Raw genomic sequence first — 24,049 nt, forward strand, 5'->3', positions numbered from 1 at the left:
TATTATTTAGTGGATATATTAATATCCTGGGTTTTGATACATTTTAACCGGGTCGAGCTTGTACTCATCAAACGGAATTGGGTAGTAGCGGTCTTTTGTACTAAAATTGGCTACTTGCGCCAAACCAAAATCGGCTTGTTTTTTTGCTTTAAAGTAGGTTACCAACTCATCGGTTGTAAAGGTACGCAACAGGTCAAACCAACGGTGGTGCTCAAAGGCCAACTCAACACGGCGCTCATGTAAAATAGCCAGTTTAAGCGTTGGATATTTTGATGCATAATCGCTATTGGTCATGGATACCGCGTAGGTTGGCATGCCTGCCCGAACGCGCACCTGGTCTAAGAAACCGGTAGCGGTTACAGCATCACCCAGGTAATTGTTTACTTCGGCAAGTGAAAGGATCACATCAGCATAACGCATCAAAATCCAATCATTGCCGCCGTAACCATTAATGCCAGCAGCGTCACTAACATCCCTGAACTTGGTAACAAACCAATCTTTCACAATTGGGTCGTTCGCGAATTTAACAGAGAAGGTCATACGCGGATCGTTGGTTTCGTACTCGTTGATCAAATCGTGAGTAACATTATATCCCACACCCGATGATGGTTTTTTCGAGTTAATGGTTTCGCCTTTAGCCTGGTTATTGGCAGCGATTGATGAACTGTAATTAAGATCGCCCTGGATGTTCACAATTTGGAAGATCAGCTCCGGGCAATTTGCTTTTTTGCTTACATCAAAAACATCGGTATATGGAATGCTGCTCAAATCGCCAAAGGTGCGCATGTTATACGCGGCCATTAAGGCTGTTTTGGCACTGTTTAAATTAGTAGTACGGTTAGCCTGGTCTAAAGTAGTAGCCATAGTAAGGTATACCTGGCCTAATAGGAAATCAGCCGCGGCTTTTGATGCCCTGCCTGTTGGTGCCTGCAGGTTTGGAAGCGGACTGTTAACCACATCAGTTAAATCGGCTATTATTTGCTGGTAAACAACATCCTGTTTTACACGGAAAGTTGAGGCTGCAACTTCTGCTGCAGAGGATAATTGTTTAGTTACCAAAGGCACATCGCCCCAAAGGCGTACCAATTCAAAATAAGTAAAGGCGCGTAAAAACTTGGCTTCCGCGGCATACTTTTGTTTTAATGTATTATCCGAAAAACTAACCTGGTCAATGTGTGCTAACACCACATTGGCGCGGCTCACGGTAGTATACAATGATACCCAGTGGGCTTTTAAATAAGTATTGCTTGGCAGTATAGAAAAGTTGTTGAATTGGAATGGTTCGCCGGAGTTTGATTGGTTATCGTTGGTCCCCGTATCATCAGACCGTTGATCTGTCCACAAATCACTGCCTTCGCCAACATTGTTACCGCTGCGCATTGATTGATAAATGCCGTTTACGGCCAACAATACGTCGTTGGGTGTTTTATAGCTCGCATCAACAGTTACCGCATTGGGGTCGCTTTCAATTAAAAAGTCTTTTTTACAAGACGGGCTTATGGCCACAACCGCTGCAAGGCAGGCAATGGCTAAAAATTTCTTATTCATTTTTATATCTCTTAAAAAATTTATCAAAAAGTAACATTTACACCTAAGTTGTATGACCTAACCAATGGGTAGGTACCATAATCGATACCCGGCGCAAGGTTGGCTGGCTGTGTGCTGTTTGATGCGGCACCAGAGTAGTTATAATCCACATCGGGGTTATAACCTTTATACTTGGTGATGGTAAACGCGTTAACTACACTTGCAAAAACACGGGCTTTGGTTAAGCCTAAAGTGTTTTGTAAAAAGCCAGGTAAGGTGTAACCCAATGTTAAGTTGGTACAACGCAGGTACGAGCCGCTTTGCAGGTAAAATGTTGATAAACGGGTACTGTTACTTTGTGTACCTGCACGTGAAGCACGGTAAAAAGATCCATCGCCCGGGTTTTGTGCATTCCTGTACCTGTCGGCTACGTTGGCGTATTGATTACCTGAGCCCTCTCCATTATACAGGTAATAGTCCTGTCCATCAAGAATCTGGTTTCCGTACGATCCGTTGAACCCCGCATTAAAATCAAACTTTTTGAAGGTACTGTTTAAGGCAAAGCCGTAAGTAAATTTAGCATATGGCGAACCGATGATGCCTTTATCGGCGTCGTTTACCACGCCATCATGGTTGGTATCAACAAACCACAGGTCTCCTATTTTGGCAGGATTGGTTTGTGAGGCCGATGGCGCTGTTTTACCCAAATTATCGGCAGTAATTATACCGCCAACTTTAAATCCGTAAAACATACCAACTGGCTGGCCTTGTGTAGTGATGCTGGTAAGGTATGAACGCTCTGCACCGTTAATGATCAGCGTATTCTTAGCTGGCAGTTTAACAACTTTATTACGGTTTAATGAAATATTACCGCTTGCACCGAAGGTGAAATCTTTATTGTTGATAATTTTGCCATCCACCTGGAAATCGAACCCGCCATTGCGGATCTTAGAATCGCGTAGGTTGGTTAAAATAACGGTGCTGCCCGATATTGCCGAAATTGGCTGGTTATACAACAGGTTGTATGAGTAGCTCAAATAATAGTTGGCAATAATTGACAAACGACCTTTAAACAAAGAAATATCTGCACCAACATTGTACTGTGAAGTAGTTTCCCAGCTTAGGGTATTGTCTTTTATGCCGCCCGGGTAAGTTGCTGTTACGGCAGCAGTGCTACCATCAAGCACGGTTCCTGTTGGCGATGCCAATGTTTGCTGAATGGCGTAGTTAGGAATGTTGAAGTTACCGCTTTTACCCCAGCTTGCACGGATCTTAACTGTTGATTGATCGCCAAGGAAGTTATGGTAAAAATCTTCGTCGGACAAATTCCAGCCGGCAGCAACCGATGGGAAATAGCCGTACTTATTTGCCGGACCAAAACGTGATGAACCATCGGCGCGGAACGACGCGGTTAAAAAGTATTTCCCAGCGTAGTTATAGTTAGCACGGCCAAGGTATGATAGCAATGTATATTCACTTTTATAGGCGTTGTTTAAAGAAAAGTTAGCCGCCAAAGCGCCATGGTTTGAGATCTCGGGGATAGCGTCATTCTGGAAACCATTTGCCTTTACGCTGATATAATCGGCTGAGGTGATCTGTGCGGTATAACCGGCCAAAGCGTCAAAATGGTGCTTGCCAATTTGTTTGTTGTAGTTTAAGGTAAACTCGGCAAGCTTATCAACGTTAACCAGGTTTGAAGCCTGGGCGTTAGCCGCCAAAATTGCCTGCTGCGAGCCCGGAGGAAAAGCACCACTGCTTATGGTAGTTGGGTAATAGTAATCATACTTTTCGGTATAGGTTTCTGTACCCAGGTTTGTTTTAAAATCCAAATCCTTGAAGATATGGTAAGTTGCAGCCGCGTTATAATGGCTGCGGTACCCTTTCCTGTTAATTTTAATACGCTCGGCAAGTGCAAGCGGGTTTTCAATGCTCTGGTAACCATATTGGGTTGAACCGGCGGCCTCAACGTTAGTTTGCAATGAGCCATCGGCATTATAAGCCGGTAAATAAGGCATGTAAATAAGTGCTGCAAGAATAGGGCTGTGGTCAAAACGGCCTTCAGTTGTTTCCTGGTTGGTGTTTTGAGTGTAAGCTACGTTGGCCGCGATGTGGATGCGCTTGCTTACATCGCCATCAATATTGGCGCGGAAGTTATAACGTTGCTGACCGGTACTTTGAATAATACCGGGCTGGTTTTGGTATGAGCCGCTCACATAATAACGGATATCACTTGATGCACCCGAAAACGACAAGGTATGTTTTTGCATAAATGTGTTGCGGTACAATTCATCCTGCCAATCGGTATTTACGGTTTGCTTAATTGGGGTTTGCGATGCAAAATCATACAGCCCATTGGGGATGCTTACACTGCCAGTGTTACCTACATTGGTTACGCGGGTAGTATTAGGGTCAGAGTACATAGCATCATTCCAGGTATGGCCGGTGTTAACCCAAAGATCATGATAGGCGTTGTTACGGCCATCGATAACCAGTTGGGCAGCCTGATCGGCATTTAGCAGTTTTACTTTGTGGGCCAACTGATCCATACCGGTTTGCACATCATATTCAAAACGGCCTTTACCCAATTTACCTTTTTTGGTAGTGATCAATACCACACCACCAGATGCACGTGAACCGTAAATAGCGGCCGATGCAGCATCTTTCAATACGTCGATACTTTCCACATCGTCAGGGTTAATGTAGATATCATTTGATGGGTATCCGTCAATAACGTACAAGGGATCTGAACTGGCGTTGAACGAGCCAATACCCCTAACCCTGATTTTAGGGCTGGTATATGGTGCACCACCAGTTTGAGATACCTGTACGCCGGATACTTTACCAACAAGCGCCTGCCCCAATGAAGGAGAAGAAAGGTTTAAATCGCTTGATTTTACGCTGGCAACAGAACCGGTAACATCGCTTTTACGGATGGTTTGATAACCAATGGCTACAACCTCGTTAAGCATGTTGGCCTGCGGTACCAGTTTAACATTTACTTTGGCCTGGTCGCCAACGGTTACTTCCTGTGGCAGATAGCCAATAAATTTAAAAACAAGTACAGCACCTGGTTCTGCCGATATGCTGTATTTACCGCTTACATCTGTTGATGTACCCTTATTGGTGTTTTTGATCATTACTGATACACCTGGCAGGGGTTGGTTGGTTTCGTCGGTTACGGTACCAGATATTTGAATTGCCTGGTTAATCGCAATTTTAATGGGAGTTGCAGCGTTTGAGTTAAACGCGGTTGCCATGATCATGAGGCAGATAAAAGGTTTTAGCAAAAACCTTCCAAAAAGATCACGGGTAATCTTTTTATTCATATTTTTAAAAGTTGATTGTTAGAAAATGACAGTAAAGCTTTCGACCGCTTTTTAGTTATTTGACAATTAATCCGGAGCCGTGTGAATGTTAGCGCATTCGCCGGTTTCTTTGTTTTATCGCCGGTTTTCGATGTTAAGTTTAAATTAATGTTACATAGGCATTTAAATTAAAACACGTGGTAGATTTTAATATTATCATAACTTTTATTGCCTTATGATAATATAATATTAATTAGGGGTTATTAATATTGCAATGATGGCAACAAAATTAAACCAGCTATCTTAAGCACGGGCTATTTAAATGTTAAGTTTGCATTAACAAAAAATGCCGGGCTTTTTTACCCGGCATGCCATATTTTAACCCGTTTCAACCATATTTTACCAGTTTGTTTTGGTAAAATTCACATTGTTTTTGCGCGATGAGGTTACCGCGATTCCACGCTCATCGTCGCCAATAAATGAAAAACCCTCCAGCTCATCGGCACGATCAATGTGGTCAACCTGGCTGATGACTACCTGCTTACCGGCTTCAATTGATTTTTTCAGGTCCACATAAGTAAACTGCCATTGCCTGCCTTCTTTTTGATTTTGAATAAGCACCAACACTCCCTTATCGGCTACCCAGTGTAGGTTTTGCACCCAAGGCGTGCATGTAAACTTTTTGTAAAGTACACCCGGCTCTTTAGTATTGGCTGCTTTCGCCAGTTTTTCGGGGTCGTATAATCTTACTTCGTTTCCGTGGTCGCCATAATCGGCTGTGGCTACGTACCACTTATTATTATATTTAACATACTCGGGGCGGGTACCTTGTATGCAGGCATCGTCATCGATGGTATTAAGCAGGCTGGCATCAAGCGTGCCGGTTTTTAACAGGGCTTTCCAGTCAACACAATAAATAACCGCTTTCCATTTGGTCCCTTCGGCATTTAAACGGATGGAGTTGCCTATAAATGTAGGCCCGATTCCATTGTAAGCTATCCCGGTAGGGTGATTGATCACATCCTGTCCGTTTTTGGTAAGCTTCACTTCTTTATGCTGATAAACCAGGCTATCACCCTCCATTTTAAACTCGCGAATCATCCCCACTTCCCTATCGCCATATAAAAATATACGCCCTTTTTGATAGGAGATCCCCTGGCAGGCACCTAATGAATCAACGGTGATGGATTTATTAAGCTGCTGATCAACAGATGAGGTTACCAGGCTGCCTATGCCTAAGGCCGCGGCTATAATTGTTAAAGTTATCTTTTGCATATTGATCGGTCTTATCGTGGGTCAAGGGGTTCGTCGTTATCTATCTGTTTGGCTTCCTCAACCGGGTAATATTCCACTTCGGTTTCGGAGTTCCGCTTATCTAATTTATAGGGCACGTAGTTTAATTCTTTTTCGCAGCGGGAGGCCATGTTCATGATAAAATCGGTTTGCGATTTATCTGTAACCACAATACCGGGCTTATTGGCCGGGATGCCGTATTTATAAATGAGCCTTGCACTGTTACGCATATTGGTGGTGGTATGCCTGGCATGCGGTTCAATGATGATGGCGCTTTCGGGCACGTGCAGTACCTTCATCAGGTAGATCTTCATCTGCTCGGCTTCGTTAAATTTTGTTTTGTATGGGTGCACATTGCCGCCAGATACAATAATGAGCGGCGCTTTGCCCTGCCTATATTCTTGTTCGGCCAGGCGGCAGCGCAGCATCCCTTCGCTACTTAAAGCCCACTCGGGTTTCTCGGGACCAGCGCCCGGCACCATAATATTGGTGTATGGGTAGTTAGCCCATTTGATGGTTTTAATGTTATCCACCGCGGCCTTGTTAACAGTGGCTTCCATTGGCTCATAATGCGCAGGATCTTGCCGCTCATTAATTTGCAGGTATAGTAACGCTGCTTTTAACGATGGCTCAAAAAACAAATGGCTGCCCTTTACATCGCCTAAAAGCGCCGCGTTAAAATCATACATTAAGGTATAGTAAGCTTTGGCGTGTACGTTATAGCTTATAGAGTCTATTGTTGGATAATTAGGTTTATTGCCTTCGGCATAAACACCTATGGTATAATTAATGCCTTTGGCTTCCTGTTCCCAGGCTTTTACCAATAATTCGCCGGGTGATAGTTTTTTATATAAGCTATAAGTACCGGAGGGGATTAGTTTGGTTTTCACCAAGGCATCCAACGCGTTGCCGGGCTTGTAAAGGGCGGTTAGGCGTGCGCCTACTGTCGCGATATCATCATCTGATAATTTTACGGCAGCTATAAGACATGCAGCATCTTTACAATTGGTAAGGGACTCGCTTAGCTGCTTTAATTTATTTTGATTCAGTTGAGCAAATTCAGCGTCGTGCTTAAGTAAAGCGCTTATCGGGGTATCCTGTTCAAAAAGAGTTAGTAAGTAATAGTTTTTTGACTGTACGTAATCAACGTTGTTTTTTACAATGGTATGGGCTGCACGCTTTTGTGCATAACCGCTTAAAAAGGTAGCGCATAGCAGCGCCATGGATAACATTTTTTTCATAATAGTATTTGTGCTACAAATAAACCCTTTAAAAATAAACTACAGGTTAACAAGGTGCGGATATCGTTTAAATTTAGTTAACATGGCATTTGTGTAGAGACGCAATATTTTGCGTCTCCAGCTATGCAGGGCGAATTTGCAAATCTGATTTGCACGCGGGAGACGCAAAATATTGCGTCTCTACAATTGTTTTTTCTTGAGATACGGCATACCGTTAAACTCATCAATAATATATTGCGGTTACCACACCGCAACCGGGAAATTTTTACCTTTGCGTAAACTCAAAAATTGCATGAGCGAAAAGATCTTAGTGATAGGTGCCAATGGCCAGATCGGGACTGAGCTGGTTGTGGCTTTACGGGGTATTCATGGGGTTGATAAAGTGATCGCATCTGATATCAACAACCCTACTTATGCCATCCGCAACAGCGGACCATATGAGTTGGTGAACGTGCTTGATAAAGATAACCTGCACCACATTTTTGAAAAATATCGCCCAACCCAGGTTTACCTGCTGGCCGCCATACTATCTGCCGTAGGCGAACAAAAGCCCAAAATGGCCTGGGATTTAAACATGACCGGGCTTATTCATGTGCTTGATTTTGCCGTTGAGTTTAAAACCGCCAAAGTGTTCTGGCCAAGCTCTATAGCGGTATTCGGGCCGCATTCGCCACAGTTTAATACACCGCAATATTGTGTAATGGACCCCAACACAGTTTATGGTTTTAGCAAATTAGCCGGCGAACGCTGGGCCGAATATTACTTTGTCAAACATGGTTTAGATATCCGCAGCATTCGCTACCCGGGCTTAATTGGCTGGAAGGCTTCGCCCGGAGGCGGCACTACCGATTACGCCGTACATATATTTCATGAGGCGCTGAAGAAAGGCAAATATGAAAGTTTTCTTTCTGCTGATACCACCTTGCCCATGATGTATATGGAAGATGCTATACGAGCTACCATTAGTTTAATGGATGCCCCGGCAGATCAGATTAAAATAAGATCGTCATACAACCTGGCGGGCATCAGCTTTACGCCCGCGCAGTTAGCCGATGAGATCAAAAAACATATCTCGGCGTTTGAAATGGGTTATGTAGATACCGATCCGCGACAGGCTATTGCCGATAGCTGGCCAAAATCAATTGACGATAACAGCGCTCAACAAGACTGGGGCTGGAAACTGGAATATGACCTGCCAAAAATGACAGCAGATATGCTGGAGAATTTGAAGAAAATTATTTAGGACTTTGGGATGAAGGATTTATGGAGTAAGGAGCAAAGACAAGAGGGTACGCTTTGCTTGCTTTTTGAAATCCTGATTTAAAAAACAAATATTATATTTATCCCCTCTGTAAAAAGCAGGGTATGCCGTTCTGATTCATTGACAATTGCTGTGAACCATGAACCAACAACAATGAACTAATAAGTTATGGGAAGAGCATTTGAATTCCGCAAAGAAAGAAAGTTTAAGCGCTGGGCCAAAATGGCAGTGCAGTTTACCCGCTTAGGGAAAGAGATTGTAATGGCTGTAAAAGCCGGTGGTGGTGATATTACTACCAACTCGCGTTTACGCACGGCGGTGCAAAACTCCAAGGCTGTTAATATGCCTAAAGATAGGGTTGAGGCCGCTATTAAGCGTGCGACAAGTCGCGATGAAAAAGATTACGAAGAGTTGGTTTACGAAGGTTACGCCCCTTACGGCGTTGCCGTTTTGGTTGAAACCGCTACTGATAATACCAACCGTACCGTTGCCAATGTGCGCAGCTATTTTACCAAGTACGGCGGCTCATTGGGCAAAACCGGTTCGCTGGATTTTATTTTCACCCGTAAATCGGTTTTCACTTTTGAACCGGGCGAACGCGACCTGGAAGAATTAGAGTTTGAACTGATAGATGCCGGTTTGGAAGACCTGTTTGTGGAGGCCGATGAGGAAGGAAACGATATTGGCGTGATCCACACCGCTTTTGAAGACTTTGGCAAAATGCAGAAAGCATTGGAAGAAGCGGGAGTGGAGGTAAAATCGGCCAAGTTAGAGCGTGTACCACAGTCATTCCATGAAGTAACCGAAGAACAGGTTGTTGACATCATGAAGCTGATTGACCGGTTAGAAGAAGACGACGATGTACAGGCCGTTTACCATAATATGGCGGAGTAATCTTCTTGATTTGAAAATTTGAGGATTTGAAAATTTGAAGATGCCTGAATAGTAAATGCTGTTTTGGGACATCCGTATTTTCCCATTTTCAAATCCTCAAATTACCAAATCTTCAAATTAAAAAAAAATGCCACTATTCAGCTCACGTAAGGAAGAAAAAAAAGTAAAGTTGACATTTGCCAACGGCCTGCTTTTTGTTGAAAAACCAGATGGCAAGCAACAGGCTTTTCCGTTGGAATGGTTTCCAAAACTGATGAACGCAACCGAGGAGGAGCGTGAAGACTGGAAACAAACCGATAAAGGCATCCACTTCAATCAATTGGATGTAAACGTTGATCTGTAGCACAGATATGAGACGTGAGATTTGAGACAGGATGTTTTATCTCAAATCTCACGTCTCATATCTCAAATCTCAAAAAATGGTATTCGAAGAGTTTTTTAAAAAGAAGAGGATTGATCTGGAAGCTTTACAACAGGCGGAGGGATCATTGTTTTCGGAATTTAAAGAACACTTCGAACAAATGGGCGAAAAAAGTTTCGACCATACCAAAAAATACTGGTTCAATAAGCTCCGGCGAAGGTTCCCTATCTCCATAGAAATAAAAACCGAGCGCATACACATTGCCAATCCATTGGCGGAGCAAACTATTACCGAAAGCTTGATAGAGCCGGGAACGCCCTCTAAAATTGGCTTCACGCCTAAATTCAGGGCTACTGCCGCGGCTAAACCTGCTGAAGAAAAACAAGAGGAGGCTAAAGCAGAAGAGCCGACAACACCAACGGAAAGTGCTACGCCAAAACCAGGTTTTAAACCACGGTTTAATCCGGCAATGGCAAAAGCCAAACCTGTCGAAAATACAGAAGCCCCGGCTGAGAAGTCCGAAGCAAAAGAAGGATCAACCGATCAACCGGTTGCTAAACCGGCTTTTAAACCAAGATTTAACCCGGGTATGGTAAAACCAAAATCGGTTGAAGAAGAAAAGCCTGTTGAGCCCGTACAACCGGAGGCGACCGTTGAGCCTGCTGAAGAAGCACCGGTACCGAAAATTGGCTTTAAGCCTCGTTTCAATGCGGCTATGGTGAAACCGAAAGTGGTTGAAGAAGAAAAGCCAGTTGAGGCTGTAAAACCCGAAGATAGCGCTGAGCCGACTGCGCCGACCGAAGAAGCACCTAAGCTTGGATTTAAGCCGAGGTTTAATGCTAAAAATATCCTACCTAAAACGGATTCGGAATAAACTTTCTGATTTACATCACTTAATAAAGCATACCTAAACGCGGGCCGCAAGGCGGAGCCTTGTGGCCCGCGTTTAGGTATGCCCTCTGTTGTCTGCTTCGCGTAGTTGGAAACTACGGCATAATTGTTCGAAGAGACATTCGAACAGCGAGGCGTTAGGGAAGACTTACGAAGTTTTTAAAACTTCGTAAGTCTGGAATTTATCACTAAAGTCGGATTGCGACTATGCTCATTAGCTCTGTACGGCTAAGAGATTGCCGCGCTGCGCTCGCAATGACAAGATATTTTATGTTCATAAAGCTTCTGGCAAAAACTATTTCTTCGCAATCGCCGGGCTTTCAAAACCAAGTTTGGTTAAGCCTTTTTGAATTTCGGGGCTGCTCATAAATAGCTTCCAAAGCAGGCCGGTGCGGTAGTTTTCAATCATCACCACAATTGGGCCCTGGTCAATAGCCAGGTATGATTTTGCGTACCAGTTATGTTGTTCGCTAAAGGCATCTGTAAAACCGTATTCGCCCCAGATCTTATCGCCGAGGTCATAATAAAAATGGCGTAAGGCCTTCATTGATTGCTCCGGCGTGTAAGGAAAAGCCGATAAGGCCGCTGTAGGCGTTATTACTCCCAGATCATTTGTTGGCGAGTGGGCATTGTAACCTTCAAAATTATCGCTGGCGGTAAGTCCCCAGCTGTTGGGGCCGTAGCCTTTAAACTTTTTAGGGTTATCTACGCAGTAGGCATAATTGATAAGCGTGTGGTTTTTGTTTTGCTCCCAGTAATCGGCATACTCATCTTTCAATCCACGCGGATCAAGACCCAAAAATGAGTATTGGGAAAAGAATAACGGGCCGCCAAAATCAAAGCCTAATGGCAATTTGTAACCATAAAAGGTTTTGCCGTTTTTAAAGAAATCGCTTTGTGCCCAGCCGCGGTGATAAATGCTGGCACTAACAGGATACCTTTCTGCCGATGCCGCCAATACGTACGTTATGAGGCATTCATTAAAGCCATGGATGGGGAAGTTCATAGCCCAGCCGTTGTTTGGGCTCCAGTGCCAGTATAGTGCGTCACGGCCGTCGCGGGTATACCAGTCCCATTCCATTTCGCCCCACATCCAACTGATCACATCGCGAATGCGTTGTTCTTTGGGAGTATTTGCGGTAAAGTACTGTTTGGCACACAGCAAACCCTGGAATAAATAAGCCGATTCTACAATATCGCCACCATCATCCTTCCGGCCAAAAGGAATTACCTTACCTGTTTCGCCGTTCATCCAATGTGGAAAAGCACCATGGAAGGAATTGGCCTTAAACAAAAAGTTAACGATCTTAACCATTCTGTCAACAGCCTGGCCATGACTTACCCATTTACGGCTATCGGCAACAATTAATGCCATAATGCCAAAGCCCGAGCCGCCGGTGGTTACTACTTCGGGCCCGTAGTCAAAAGAAGTATTGCTGCGCTCCCGGGCCAGGCCGCTTACCGGGTGACCAAAATCCCAAAAGTAACGGAAGGTTTGGCGCTGTACCACATCGAGTAAGGCGCTATCGCCCAGGTTTTTGATAATCCCTACGGGCTTAATCCCGTCTTCGCCTGTATGTTTTGCCTGTTTTTGCGCAAAACAGCACATGCCCAGTAAGAGCAGTAATGGTGTTATAAATAGTTTTTTCATGTAGATGCAGATTAGAAAAAAAGGCTGCCGGCAGTTACCAAACCGACAACCTCATAAATCAATCAACCGTAGTTTCTTTTATACTTTATAATTAATAACCGGGGTTTTGTGTTAAACGGGCACCACTCAAATCAATTTGTGTTTGCGGGATAGGAAACAAAGCCGCAGTGGCTTTCCAGGTTTTGCCATGTGCTGCAAAAGCGGCGGAGGCACGACCAGGCTCAACAGCATCCTGCCTTACTATATCAAAGAAACGGTCATGTTCTTCAGCAAGCTCCATGCGGCGCTCATGCCAAATGCTGTGTAATGTTGCCGCGGTTGATGTTAAACCGGCACGGGTTCTTACCAGGGTCAAATCGTTTTGGGCGTCGCCAACTTTGCCAATCTGCACGGCAGCTTCGGCGTTGATGAGCAAGATATCCGCGTAGCGTAAAATACGAACCTGTTTGGGTAGTCTATCGGTATTGCCACCGCAATTATCTTCGGCACTGCGGCTATGGTAGGCTTTGTAGCTGTAAGTGCTGTTTTGTACCGAATCCTGACCAGGAATGCGGAAGCCATCAAATAATATGGTACCACCCGGTTTAATGAAGATCACTGTAGCCGCTTTACGCACATCACCGGTTTCATATTCATTCAATAAACTTGTGGATGGGTTGTTAAAGCCAAAGCCCAAATCGGCCCAGCCGTATTTACCACCGGCGCGCGGGCCCTGTGATACGGTATACAGGTTAATCCCAGCCGAGCAATCTTTATTAATTCCCGCCTGAATTTCAAATATCGATTCGGCATTGTTATTACCGCCATCGCCATTAACCGCTTTTTGTCTCCAGATTAATGAATAATCCTTAACCAATGAATACAAACCGCTGGTGATCACTGCCTGCGAAAGATCATACGCTTTCTGGTAATCTTTGGTGTACAGGTAAACCTTAGCCTCTAATGCCTGGGCAGCGCTTTTATTGGCGCGACCAACATCTGTAGCACCCTTAGCCGGTAAATTAGCTACCGCGAAATCAAGGTCGCTGATGATAAATTTATAGATATCGGCAGCGGTTGCGCGGGTTTGGTATTTATCTGAATTGGCTTCTGTTGCCGATGGCAGTTTGTCAATCAACGGCACTCCACCATACAGGCGTACCAGGTTAAAGTAAAAGTAAGCTCTTAAAAAACGGGCCTCGCCAATAAGGGCGTTTTTAGTGGTAGCATCAAACTGGGCGTTCTGCAATTTATCAAGCGCCTGGTTACAACGGGCAACGCCCTGGTAGTAACCTGTCCAAACGTTGTTTACTACACCATTGCTGGCCGATGTTTGCAGGTTATCAATTTGCTTGGCATCGCCATAATCATCTGGCGAGCTACCTTTGTCGGCATCATCAGACGCGATATCCGTCATGATCACAAACTGGAAGCTATCGATATCCGGATCGAACCCGCCAATATAAAATACATTGTAGATCCCAATCACCAGGTTTTTGGCCTGGTTAGGGTCAGATGCTATCTGGTCTTGCGTTATTTGTCCCTGGGGTTTTACGTCAAGGTAGTTTTTACATGCATGCAGCGTGCCCGATAGTACGGCGGCACAGGCAACAAGCAAGGTTAATCTTAGGCTATATATCTTTTTCATAACTGCGGTAATTAAAATTGAACATTTACACCTAATGCAAACGTGCGGGTTACAGGGTAGTTAGTGGCATCGATACCCTGCGATAAAATATCTGTTGAGAACAACTCTGGCGATTGGCCGCTGTAGCGTTTAGCCGTAAACAGGTTTTGCGATGTTAAAAATATCCTGGCCTTAGCTAAACCGGCACGCTTAAGCAAATCTGCCGGCAACGAATAGCCGAAGGTTAAGTTATTTAACCTCAAAAACGCGCCCGACTCTATGAAATAGGTTGATGGCGGGGTAGTTTGCGTAATGGTGCTTGGATCGGTGCTTGATGGTTTGGTTGTGGTAAAACGACTGTTGGCGTAGCTTGCCTCAATGTTATCGTTTTCAGATCCGCGGGAATTCTTTTTGCCGTTATAGATCTTGTTACCCCAATTGCCATAAAAATCGGCGCTGATATCAAAGTTGTTATAGTTTAAACCAAGGTTAAAACCACCGTAATATTTAGGTTGGTATGAGCCTGCATAGATCCTGTCACTGGCATCAATTTTACCATCGTTATTAATATCTGCATACTTTAAGCCGCCTACATGGTTAGCTTCAAAAGTATTGGTTGGTGCCGCTGCAGCTTCGGCCGCGGTTTGGAACACGCCTGTTGCCTGCAACACGTAGTAACTGGCAATGGGGTGCCCGTTATCTGTACGGGTAATGGTTTGACCGTTGGCACCGCCAGCGCTAATAGCCTGACCTCCGTTAAGGCCAATAACTTCATTTTTATTATAGCTTAAGTTAAAGCCAATATTATAACCAATGTGGTTGTTGATCTTATCGTTCCACCTTAAGGCAACTTCTACACCACTATTGCGGTATGATGCCGCGTTGGTAATAAACAGGTTATCCGGGTCGCCCAGGATGCCCGGCAGCGGGATATTGGTTAAAGCGTTTTTAACCTTTTTGTTATAGTAATCAGCTTCACCGGTTAAGCGATTATTTAAAAAGCCATAGTCGATACCAATATCTAATTGATCGGTAGTTTCCCATTTAAGATTAGTGTTTTTGATATCCTGTATCACAGTACCTGCAACCAATGTGCTACCGAAGTAGTAAGGCTGGTAAGGTGTACCCGTTACCACAAACAGCGATGAGCCAATATTATCATTACCTAATTCGCCGTAGCTCGCACGTAATTTAAGGTTGGTGAAAATGCTTTCTTTCAAAAAGTTTTCTTCAGATAATACCCAGCCCGCGCCTACGGTATAAAAAGTGCCCCATTTTTGCTGGAACCTTGAGCTGCCATCTCTACGAAGGCTACCACTTAACAGATATTTACCGGCAAAAGAGTAATTTACCCGGCCTACAAATGATTCGCGGGTAAACAAGTCGCCACCGTTATGGTCAATGGTATTTACGTTAGGATTGCCCTGGTCTAAAAACCACTGATCGGGATTAGCCGGAACATCCTGCCTGGTGCCATTTATAAAGTTCGACCGGCCCTTTTCTGTAACCATGCCGCCTAATACAGTTAAGTGATGCTGGCCAAAAGTTCTGTCGAAAGTAATGGTGTTATCCCATTGGTACTGGTACGCGTTATCGTTTTGTACAAATAACGAACTATTATCCTGGCGTTGGTTACCACCACCTACGGTGAAGGTGCTTGCGTCTGAAGCAAACTGGTAAGAGTAGTTTTTCTGGTTATTAAAGCGCGCATCTAAGTTAAATGCAGAGTGGTAAGTAAGCCACTTTACAGGGTTGTAATCCAATGCTACGTTACCTTGTATGCGGTTGTTCAGCGTAAAATTATTTTTTTTATCTAACTGCAATAAAGGGTTACCCACATTGCTCCAGGCAGAGGTGTTACCATATTTGCCATCAATAATAGAAGGAATAATTGGTGCGGCGCGGTAAACATTGCCGTAAATGCCGGCCACATCAACGGGCCGTTCGGTGTTGCGGCTTAACGACATCTGGTCTGAAAAACGGAGTTTATCAGAGATATGAATATCGTTGTTAGCCCTGATGGTAAAACGCTGAAAGTTGTTGGTTTTTATAACACCGTTTTCATCAATGTAGTTGGCGCTGATAAAGTAGGTGTTTTTTTCGCCGCCGCCAGATACGGATACGTTATGATTAGTTTCAAACGCTTTTTGTGATACCGCCTGCGCCCAGTTGGTAGTGCCCGGGATAGTTAAAGGCGATTTATCGTCGCTGGCTATTTTGGTTGGGCTGGCAACATTCAGATAGTCGACATATTGCTGCCTGTTGGCTAATAAAATTTGGTTGGCTACTTCCCTGAAACCAACGTTGGCGTCATAGCTAACCACCGCCGGGCCTGCCTTGCCACGTTTAGTAGTAATAATAACCACACCGTTTGCAGCACGAACACCGTAAATAGCGGCCGATGCGTCTTTCAGCACATCAATGCTCACAATATCGGCGTTGTTTACGTTACGGATATCATCGGTAAGTACACCATCAACCACATAAAGCGGGTTAGCTCCTGCCAGTACCGAACCGGTACCACGGATGCGTAAAATAGGATTGGAGTTGGGCTGACCAGATGAGATTACCTGCACACCCGCTACCTTACCCTGTAAAGCCTGAGTTGGTGTTTGTACCGGTTGCTTGGTTAGCTGATCGCCATTTACACTGGCAACCGAGCCGGTTACATCGCGTTTCTTTTGAGTACCATAACCAATAACAACAACCTGCTGTAATTCTTTAGCCTCGGGGCTAAGTTTTACGGCTAATGTAGTTTGGTTGTTAACGGGCACCTCTTGCGTGGTATAGCCAATATACGTAAAAACAAGAGTGGCATTGGCCGGTGCCGGAACGCTGAATGCGCCATTTACATCGGTTTGCACGCCGGTGCTGGTTCCTTTTACAAGTACACTTACACCAATTAAGGATTCGCCGGTAGCTGCATCGGTAACTTTACCTTTTACAGCCGCGTTTTGCGCGAATGAAGTGTTAACAAAAAAGAAGCAAGAAAGCACCAGCACTGAAATAGTAAGGATTCTTTTCATAGTGGTTGTAAGTAAAAACGGTTTTGAAAAATTGGTTTATTTCGAGCCAAAGCTGGGGAGATATTATAGCTAAATCAAAAAAATTAACTCAACATTAATACATCAACCAATTAAACACTTTCACATCGCTTTAGTTTTATTTTTTTAATTTATTGATAAACAGTCAATTAAATAACGCTTAGTGTAAAATATACATACTACAGACGGCACATTGAAAACACTAAGCAATAAAACGACCATGAGAGGTAATGATGTAGTATTTGCCACTATATGTGAAAAGAAAAACAGATATTCTATTAGTTTAATCAACCTGTTTTTAAACACCATTTTTCTTATTGTAAAACATATTTGTATTTTTAGTTAACCAAAAATAAATCTTATGAACAAAAAGTTAACTACGGCGTTGCTGCTGTCCGCAGCCCTGTTTGCAGGCTCCTGCAAGAAAACAAATGATCAAAAATTGGATACTAACCCCCAGCCCACGGTAAAAGCGGAGCATGGAATGGGTATTATTGTTGATCAGAAAATACCCTCTAACATTCCGCGGGCCAACCTCGATGAAATGCGATCCCGGCTTATTCAGGCGGGCTATTTGAACAAGCTAAAGGTAAATGGCACATTACCGGCAAGTGTAATTTTAAACCACCCAAGTATTGGCGACCAGGGCACAACCAATACCTGTGTATCGTGGTCTATTGGCTATGCAATGGCCGGCACATTAAACAATGAATTTCCGATTGGCTTAACTACTTACAGAAGTCCTTGGTATATCTATCAGATTAACCATACCGCCACGGGAGTATGTGCGGATAATGGCATGAGTTCGGGAGCAGATGGTATGAATATTTTTCAAAATAATGGTATCCCTCCTTCAAGCTATGATCCTGTTTTTGGAAGCTTTTGTAGTTATACCCCAACGAGTGATGTTACCGATAATGCCGGCTTAGATAAAATCCCAAGCTATTATTCGGTTGCTAACATTACGGATATTAAAACCGCATTGAGCATGCGCCTTCCTGTCGAAATGACTTTTAACGTATACTCAAATTTTCAAAGTGCATTTAACACGCACACCAAATACAGCGCGGCTACAGGATCAAGCCTTGGTACGCTATTAGGAGGTCATGCGGTTTGTATTATCGGGTATGACGATTCAAAGAACGCCGTACTCATTCAAAACTCATGGGGAACCGGAGGTGGAGATAGTACCTACCCTGGTTGCATGTGGGTAGATTATAATGTTTTTACCAATGCTTCGGTATTGCGGGAGTTATATGTAGCTAATCCGCCATTAAAACCCTTGGCGATAAACGGCATCAAATACATTGCATGGAGTGCAAGCGGATCGTCGAGCGGAAATATTACAGCTTTGCCCGGCACCCTGGTGCATGTAACGGTATCGGCATATGGTTCATCTACCAAATCGCACATAACTAATTTTATGTTGACGGGAGCAACACTTAGCGGACCAATGGGCAACAACTTATATGTATCAAACGGCTCAACTACCCAAACATTTACCATGCCCAGCAGTGGCACAGTTAGTTGGTCTGGTTATTTCAGCGAAAATGATACCACAGGCTTCGGCAATATAGCGCCCTATTAATTGAATAAAAAGGCGAGGTAAAAAGAAATTCAGTCATAGTCGGAATAAGCTGTGGCTATGACTGGTCTTTGTAAGCAGCCGGTTAAGGTTTCATTCATTTTGCACAACAACTAAATAGATGATTGTAGCCCAATAACGTTCTATTCTCTCGGATCCGGTAAATGAATGTCCCGGCATCTTAGCTGAAGGTTTCATCTTCCCCGTCAGTTGCCCCACCCTATCCGGCACATATATGTTTGGATGGTGTCGGATTTTAAGTTATAGAAACAAATAGTCGGAAGAAAAAACTTCCGACTATGAATGGGGGGGGCTTGCCCTCCTTTTTTGTTTAATACCCTTTTTGAAAATAAACCCTCGGAGTTTTTAATTAAATTGCATTACGCTGCTTGTCATGGTTACTGTCGTTGCTGTGGGATCGGTTGGACGATCAGCTGTAAAAGTGTCTTTAGGTTGAAATTTAAAGATTTTTTTTACGTTGATTAAGCTCGTTGTTTTGCTCTTTTTCATGATTGTTTTGGTTTTATGATCACAATTTGCCGTAATAAAAAAGCCTAAAAGAAAATCCTTTACCAACTCAAAAATACCCTATACCAACACGGGAAATATCTGTATCTTTCATCCCAGTTATACATAGATTAAGTTTAATGGGCCCTTTTTTTAAGTCGATTCGCCTCCATGTTTTTTGTTGGGCGCTTTTTATTACTTATGAAGTTTTCTTAGGTTTTGCGGCCTCTGGCAAAGCTGTTTCTTCGTTCACGTTATCGGATTATGTATTTCATTATATAGTCAATATTGTTTTTTTTTATGTCCACATATATTTTACGTACCCATATCCTGCTGAAAAGAAGGCTCCCTCAAAATACTTTTTGATGCTAGTTTTGATATTGGCAGAACTTGTGTGCTACATTGCTGCCATGCGGATCGTTGCGTATTTTTTATACCAGATAAATGACCCTAAATTCGAGTTTGTAAATATGTATTATATACGATATGTATTTCGGTATATCTATTTCACACTTATCAGTGCAGCAGTTTATTATGCACAAACTGCCTTTAAACAAGAAACAAAAATTGCCACCCTGGAAAATGAAAGGATCAATAGCTTATTAGATCAACAAATATTAGAGAATAAAGTAATCAGGTCAGAAAACGCCTGGCGGCAATCGCAACTAAACCCCCATTTCTTGTTTAATACTTTAAACCTGATCTATAATAAAGTAAGCGCCATATCACCCCAAATTGGCGATAGTATTATTATGTTATCAGAGATCATGCGTTTTTCGATCACGCCTTTAAGTAGCGAGGGAAAAATTAAGCTTGAAGACGAGATAGAACACATCCGCTTGTTTATAAAACTTAACCAATTGCGGTTCGACGATAAGCTTGCTTTAAACTTTGAAGTAACTGGAGAAGAAGAGGAATTATTGATAAATCCGTTATTACTTATAACTTTAGTTGAAAATGTATTTAAATACGGCGACCTTTACAACGAAGCCGCCCCAGCTTCTATTATTATAAACATAACAGGAAGTATTTTAAGTTTTAAGACTAAAAATCATATTAAAAAAAGAAAGGTTTCAAGTCATGGTATAGGTTTAACAAACGTAACTGAGCGGCTCAGGACGTACTATCCAGGTCAATTTGAGTTTTTTTATGAAGGGCGCGATTCCGTTTTTGATTTGAGTTTAACTATCAATTTAACCGCCAATGACCACATGTTACATAATTGATGATGAATTACATGCCATTGAAATATTAAAGAGCTATATTGAAAAAAGCCCCGATCTGCAATTGATCGGCACTGCCCAAAACCCGCTAATAGGTTTTAATGAAGTATTGGCGGGTAATATTGATATTACTTTTTTAGATGTGGACATGCCCGAGCTATCGGGCCTTGAGGTTGCCGACCTGATCAACAAACACACCGCCATTGTTTTTACCACCGCGTTTGCCAACTACGCGCTGGAAGTTTTCGAAAAAAACGTCTCTGACTTTTTATTAAAGCCCATTTCCTTTGAAAAGTTTATTAAGGCCGTAAACAGGGTAAAAGCTAAACTCCAGCCCAAAGAGCCGGTGCCCGTGTCCGAAAGTGATCATATTTACATTAACCCAGGCATTAAGGGCAAAATGACCAGGATCAATCTAAAAGATATAACCTATATTGAAGGGCTGCAAAACTACATTCTGATTTATACCGACGATAATAAATACCTTACTTACTTAACCATGAAAGAAATTGAGGCAGGTATCGGCACTAAATACTTCAAGCGCATCCATAAATCTTATATCGTTAACCTGGATAAAATATCGTCAATTGAGCGGGGCAAAGTGATTATTAAACCCAAAATTGAATTGAATATTGGCTTAATGTATAAAGACGCTTTTTTTGAACAAATCCGGTTAAAAACGATTAGTTCCGGCCGAACTTTGAGCAACAACAACCCTTTGCCTGGCGATGAGGGATAGTTTATGCTTGTGCATCAGGTAATAAATAACACCTTCTTTTTTACGCTGATCGTCGGCAAATAACCGGTTAAAATGCATGTGCAGAATGTTTGAATAATAACCATCCATGTTTTCATATCCCGCATGAATAAGTTGATCATAATAGGCACTTGTTGTGTTTTTTAGCGCGACGATGTCTTTTTCAAGACAAGTCAAATTGGCATCAAATGCGTACATGATATTTTGTTTCTCCAGCCTGTATTTCTTATCCATTTGAACCTTCAGGTTTTTAGAGCCTCCGCTTTCATTTAAAAAATAGGATGCGATATCTTCTAAAAAATGAGTTTCATGGTCGGCATCCATTCCCATGCTTTCTAACAGAAAGGAGCAGCTTACGGCGGCAAACTGAAGATCGGTAAGGCGGATTTTTTCTTTTTCTTTTCCGGTAAGATAGCTCAAAACCAGGTTACTGCTTGCCTGGAAAATCGCTTCGGCCTGCTCAATAAACTTATACCTTTCCAGTTCGCGGTTATAGGTTTCCAATACAACCGAACTGAACTTATCTTTAAACCTATCGGCATTAATAACCTGGTTAAACTCCTTGAGAATCAGGTCGCTTTGGTTCGATTTTATCCTGATTCGTAAATGATTTTCGGGGTCTTTATAGCGTACAAAAAACCACTCGTCTGCTATTTTTTGTTTTTTAAGCCTGTTGAGTATTAACGGTAAGCCAATAGTTAAAAATTCATTTGCTGTGTTTTTATGGCAATAAAGCTTTACATAAAACCATTCTTCGCCAGGGTTGAAATTTCGCTGAGAAACCGCAGGAATAGTTGTTTTGATTAAATCGGCCGGCGATTTATAAACCTCTTGCCCGTTAAGCAGGCTAAAAACAAACTGATTGACTACCCCATCACCATTTTCATTTGCCACAGCGGCTTGAGCGTTATCAACAAAAGCTTCCTTTATAGTTAGCTTTTTACTTTGCTTGCAAACGTTCAAAAACATTTTCATGTCGTTTGCACTGGCCTGGTTAAATACCAAATGATTATCGTGCTCAACTACCGCAAAATAGTTAGGTATATGCAATTCCTGCAACCTGGCCAGCATGGTATTCACGTCCGAAGCCAGTAATAACCGGTCCTCATCAGAAATTGCCCACAAGGCAGCTGATAATATGGTGTCTTTATATTCAATCCTGGGATAAAAAGCAAGCCCGGGGATCAATTGTTGAAAGTTGAAGGTTAAGCTGCCTTTTATACTTTGAAATTGCAAATCGCCCAGGAAGCGAATTACGGCGTTTGATGACCGGGTAAAATTATAGGCCGAATTAAACCTGGGGATAACTCTTTTATTAAGATGTTTTGAAAACAGGATCACTTGGTTGTTGAATACACGGATATAGAGGTCATTCAAATTTAATACCTGTTCTTTTGGTCTTGCCGAATGTACCAGCACGGGGATCTCATAATCATAAAAGGAAGCCCTTACATTGATATTTGCGGCATGCTCATCGGGCATAAAGGAAACTTCGGCGAATACAACATCAGGGTTTGCTGTTTGCTCTTCCCGTGCTACTTGTTCGCAGTTTTGTTGAAGAGAAGGGTTTTCAATAGAGAACCTCGAATATAAATAAAAGCCATTTGCTCCACCGGCTTCTTCAATTAGTAATTTCTCGCCTACTTTTTTTGCCACCATTTGAAATGCAGGCGGTAGGCTGGTTTTTGAACCTTCAATGTTTTCAAGGTCGCGATCTGTTAACTCAATGGTTTGTTTTGCATGTGTCAGCTTGTTAACCAAAAGCCGGTGAACATTAGTCCATTTAAGGGTTTGTTGTTCTGGTTTTGGTTCAAAAGTAAGTTCGCTCATGATGGAGCAAACATTAATATCGGCATCCAGAGAGCTATAGCCCAGGCCATATTCCGGGTCGAGGGCTAATAACAGCGATATGCTTTTTTGATCGTACTTGCCAATGAATTTCTGTTTAAACAAAGCCAACGCAGCCGGCTCCTGTTCAATATCCAGCTTATTTAACGCGTGTAGCGCTGTTAAGATCGGTTGCTGAATGCCCTCAAATACTTTAACATCTGTAGCGGATTTAGAAATAGCATAATAATTATGCCTGAAAAAAGGCAGGGCCCTGAACTCTTTTTGAGGGACAAGCCGGCTAATATCAACGGCTATTTTTTGCGATGGTTGATAGCCAATATTGCCAAAAAGATCTAACATGCAGTTTAAAGCAGAGCTATCGTGTTGTTTCAGCCTGCTACCCCAAAATTCGCCCGATATGTTGGCGCTAAGTTCGGTGTATAAAATTTGTTGGTCTGTTAAGGTTTCCAGTAATGCCTCCGGCTCTACATCGTAGGCGCATAAAAAATCAATCAGCTCTGCTCCTGTCCGCTCTTTATCGAAGAATCCGATTAGATCTTCAATAAAGTAATTATTTTCTACCGATAATATCTCGGCAGGCTCTTTTGAAGGTAACCGCGGGTTATAAATGTACCTGTAATCGTTATTGGTTTTGTAAAGGGTTTTGTTAAGATGGTAAATCAGATCCTCGGGTTCATCCGCAGGCAAGCCATCGGCCAGGTAGCTCAATAAGGCAAAATCAGGCAGTAAAAGCACCTGGTTATTTACGCCCGGTGTTATTACTGTTTGGTGATTGGTATCATTGCTCCATGAACCATTGTAACAGGTAGAAAACAGGCCAAAAGGTGTTGGCCTGAAACACATCCTGTTCCAGTATTTTAAAATGGTAAACTTTTGTTTTTCGGTCAAAGCCACCCAGTCCCAGCCGGCTTTTTCAAGCTCTTCCCATAGCGAAATGCTGGCCATAAAAATAGCGGCCTTTACGTAATCGGTGTTTAGCTTTTGTTTAATGGCTTCTTCGTTAAAATCTGCTATGTTTAAAACCGGGGTTCTCAACATAAAATAGGGGGATA

Annotated in this window: 16 protein-coding genes; 7 read left to right on the forward strand and 9 right to left on the reverse strand. The window is 42.9% G+C overall.

Annotated elements, in window-relative coordinates:
* Positions 1-18: 18 nt before the first annotated feature.
* From FHS10_RS14785 to FHS10_RS14800, 4 genes are all read right to left on the reverse strand, one after another.
* On the reverse strand, positions 19-1,548 hold the full coding sequence (locus tag FHS10_RS14785; RefSeq protein ID WP_259091738.1) for a RagB/SusD family nutrient uptake outer membrane protein: 1,530 nt from the start codon (positions 1,546-1,548) through the stop codon (positions 19-21).
* A gap of 23 nt (positions 1,549-1,571) precedes the next feature.
* Positions 1,572-4,853, reverse strand: coding sequence for a SusC/RagA family TonB-linked outer membrane protein (locus FHS10_RS14790; protein ID WP_259091739.1), 3,282 nt, complete (start codon positions 4,851-4,853; stop codon positions 1,572-1,574).
* Between the two features lie 378 nt (positions 4,854-5,231).
* Positions 5,232-6,107 (reverse strand): hypothetical protein, encoded by an 876-nt coding sequence (locus FHS10_RS14795; protein WP_259091740.1) that lies wholly within the window; start codon positions 6,105-6,107, stop codon positions 5,232-5,234.
* A gap of 11 nt (positions 6,108-6,118) precedes the next feature.
* Complete coding sequence (locus FHS10_RS14800; RefSeq protein WP_259091741.1) at positions 6,119-7,366, reverse strand: YdcF family protein; 1,248 nt, start codon at positions 7,364-7,366, stop codon at positions 6,119-6,121.
* A 292-nt stretch (positions 7,367-7,658) separates the two neighbouring features.
* Here FHS10_RS14800 and FHS10_RS14805 point away from each other — a divergent pair, with 292 nt between their 5' ends.
* The 4 genes from FHS10_RS14805 (at position 7,659) to FHS10_RS14820 (ending at position 10,756) form a co-directional block, all read left to right on the forward strand.
* Entirely contained in the window at positions 7,659-8,609 is a 951-nt protein-coding gene (locus FHS10_RS14805) for an NAD-dependent epimerase/dehydratase family protein (protein ID WP_259091742.1), read from the forward strand.
* Positions 8,610-8,795: 186 nt separating this feature from the next.
* Positions 8,796-9,521, forward strand: coding sequence for a YebC/PmpR family DNA-binding transcriptional regulator (locus FHS10_RS14810; protein WP_259091743.1), 726 nt, complete (start codon positions 8,796-8,798; stop codon positions 9,519-9,521).
* 127 nt (positions 9,522-9,648) lie between these two features.
* A complete protein-coding gene (locus FHS10_RS14815) occupies positions 9,649-9,864 on the forward strand; it encodes a DUF2442 domain-containing protein (protein ID WP_259091744.1) in 216 nt (71 codons plus the stop codon).
* 76 nt (positions 9,865-9,940) lie between these two features.
* On the forward strand, positions 9,941-10,756 hold the full coding sequence (locus FHS10_RS14820; RefSeq protein ID WP_259091745.1) for a hypothetical protein: 816 nt from the start codon (positions 9,941-9,943) through the stop codon (positions 10,754-10,756).
* 312 nt (positions 10,757-11,068) lie between these two features.
* Here the strand turns inward: FHS10_RS14820 and FHS10_RS14825 are convergent, their stop codons facing one another.
* From FHS10_RS14825 to FHS10_RS14835, 3 genes are all read right to left on the reverse strand, one after another.
* Entirely contained in the window at positions 11,069-12,424 is a 1,356-nt protein-coding gene (locus tag FHS10_RS14825; protein ID WP_259091746.1) for a glucoamylase family protein, read from the reverse strand.
* A 91-nt stretch (positions 12,425-12,515) separates the two neighbouring features.
* Complete coding sequence (locus FHS10_RS14830; protein WP_259091747.1) at positions 12,516-14,051, reverse strand: RagB/SusD family nutrient uptake outer membrane protein; 1,536 nt, start codon at positions 14,049-14,051, stop codon at positions 12,516-12,518.
* Between the two features lie 11 nt (positions 14,052-14,062).
* Positions 14,063-17,056 (reverse strand): SusC/RagA family TonB-linked outer membrane protein, encoded by a 2,994-nt coding sequence (locus FHS10_RS14835; RefSeq protein WP_259091748.1) that lies wholly within the window; start codon positions 17,054-17,056, stop codon positions 14,063-14,065.
* A gap of 379 nt (positions 17,057-17,435) precedes the next feature.
* Here FHS10_RS14835 and FHS10_RS14840 point away from each other — a divergent pair, with 379 nt between their 5' ends.
* Positions 17,436-18,662, forward strand: a complete 1,227-nt coding sequence (locus tag FHS10_RS14840) for a C1 family peptidase (RefSeq protein WP_259091749.1) — start codon at positions 17,436-17,438, stop codon at positions 18,660-18,662.
* A gap of 363 nt (positions 18,663-19,025) precedes the next feature.
* Here the strand turns inward: FHS10_RS14840 and FHS10_RS14845 are convergent, their stop codons facing one another.
* On the reverse strand, positions 19,026-19,169 hold the full coding sequence (locus FHS10_RS14845) for a hypothetical protein (protein ID WP_259091750.1): 144 nt from the start codon (positions 19,167-19,169) through the stop codon (positions 19,026-19,028).
* Between the two features lie 137 nt (positions 19,170-19,306).
* On the opposite strand from FHS10_RS14845, the gene FHS10_RS14850 reads away from it, so the two are divergent.
* Together FHS10_RS14850 and FHS10_RS14855 are read left to right on the forward strand one after the other, a co-directional pair.
* Positions 19,307-20,392 (forward strand): sensor histidine kinase, encoded by a 1,086-nt coding sequence (locus FHS10_RS14850; protein WP_259091751.1) that lies wholly within the window; start codon positions 19,307-19,309, stop codon positions 20,390-20,392.
* Positions 20,370-21,128, forward strand: coding sequence for a LytR/AlgR family response regulator transcription factor (locus tag FHS10_RS14855; RefSeq protein WP_259091752.1), 759 nt, complete (start codon positions 20,370-20,372; stop codon positions 21,126-21,128). The genes FHS10_RS14850 and FHS10_RS14855 overlap by 23 nt, the downstream gene beginning before the upstream one ends.
* Here FHS10_RS14855 and FHS10_RS14860 read toward each other — a convergent pair.
* A complete protein-coding gene (locus tag FHS10_RS14860) occupies positions 21,063-24,035 on the reverse strand; it encodes a lantibiotic dehydratase (protein ID WP_259091753.1) in 2,973 nt (990 codons plus the stop codon). The two genes, FHS10_RS14855 and FHS10_RS14860, sit on opposite strands and share 66 nt — an antisense overlap.
* Between the last annotated feature and the right edge of the window lie 14 nt (positions 24,036-24,049).

It is taken from the genome of Mucilaginibacter dorajii (genome assembly GCF_024808255.1).
In the GTDB taxonomy this organism is placed as follows: Bacteria; Bacteroidota; Bacteroidia; order Sphingobacteriales; family Sphingobacteriaceae; genus Mucilaginibacter; species Mucilaginibacter dorajii.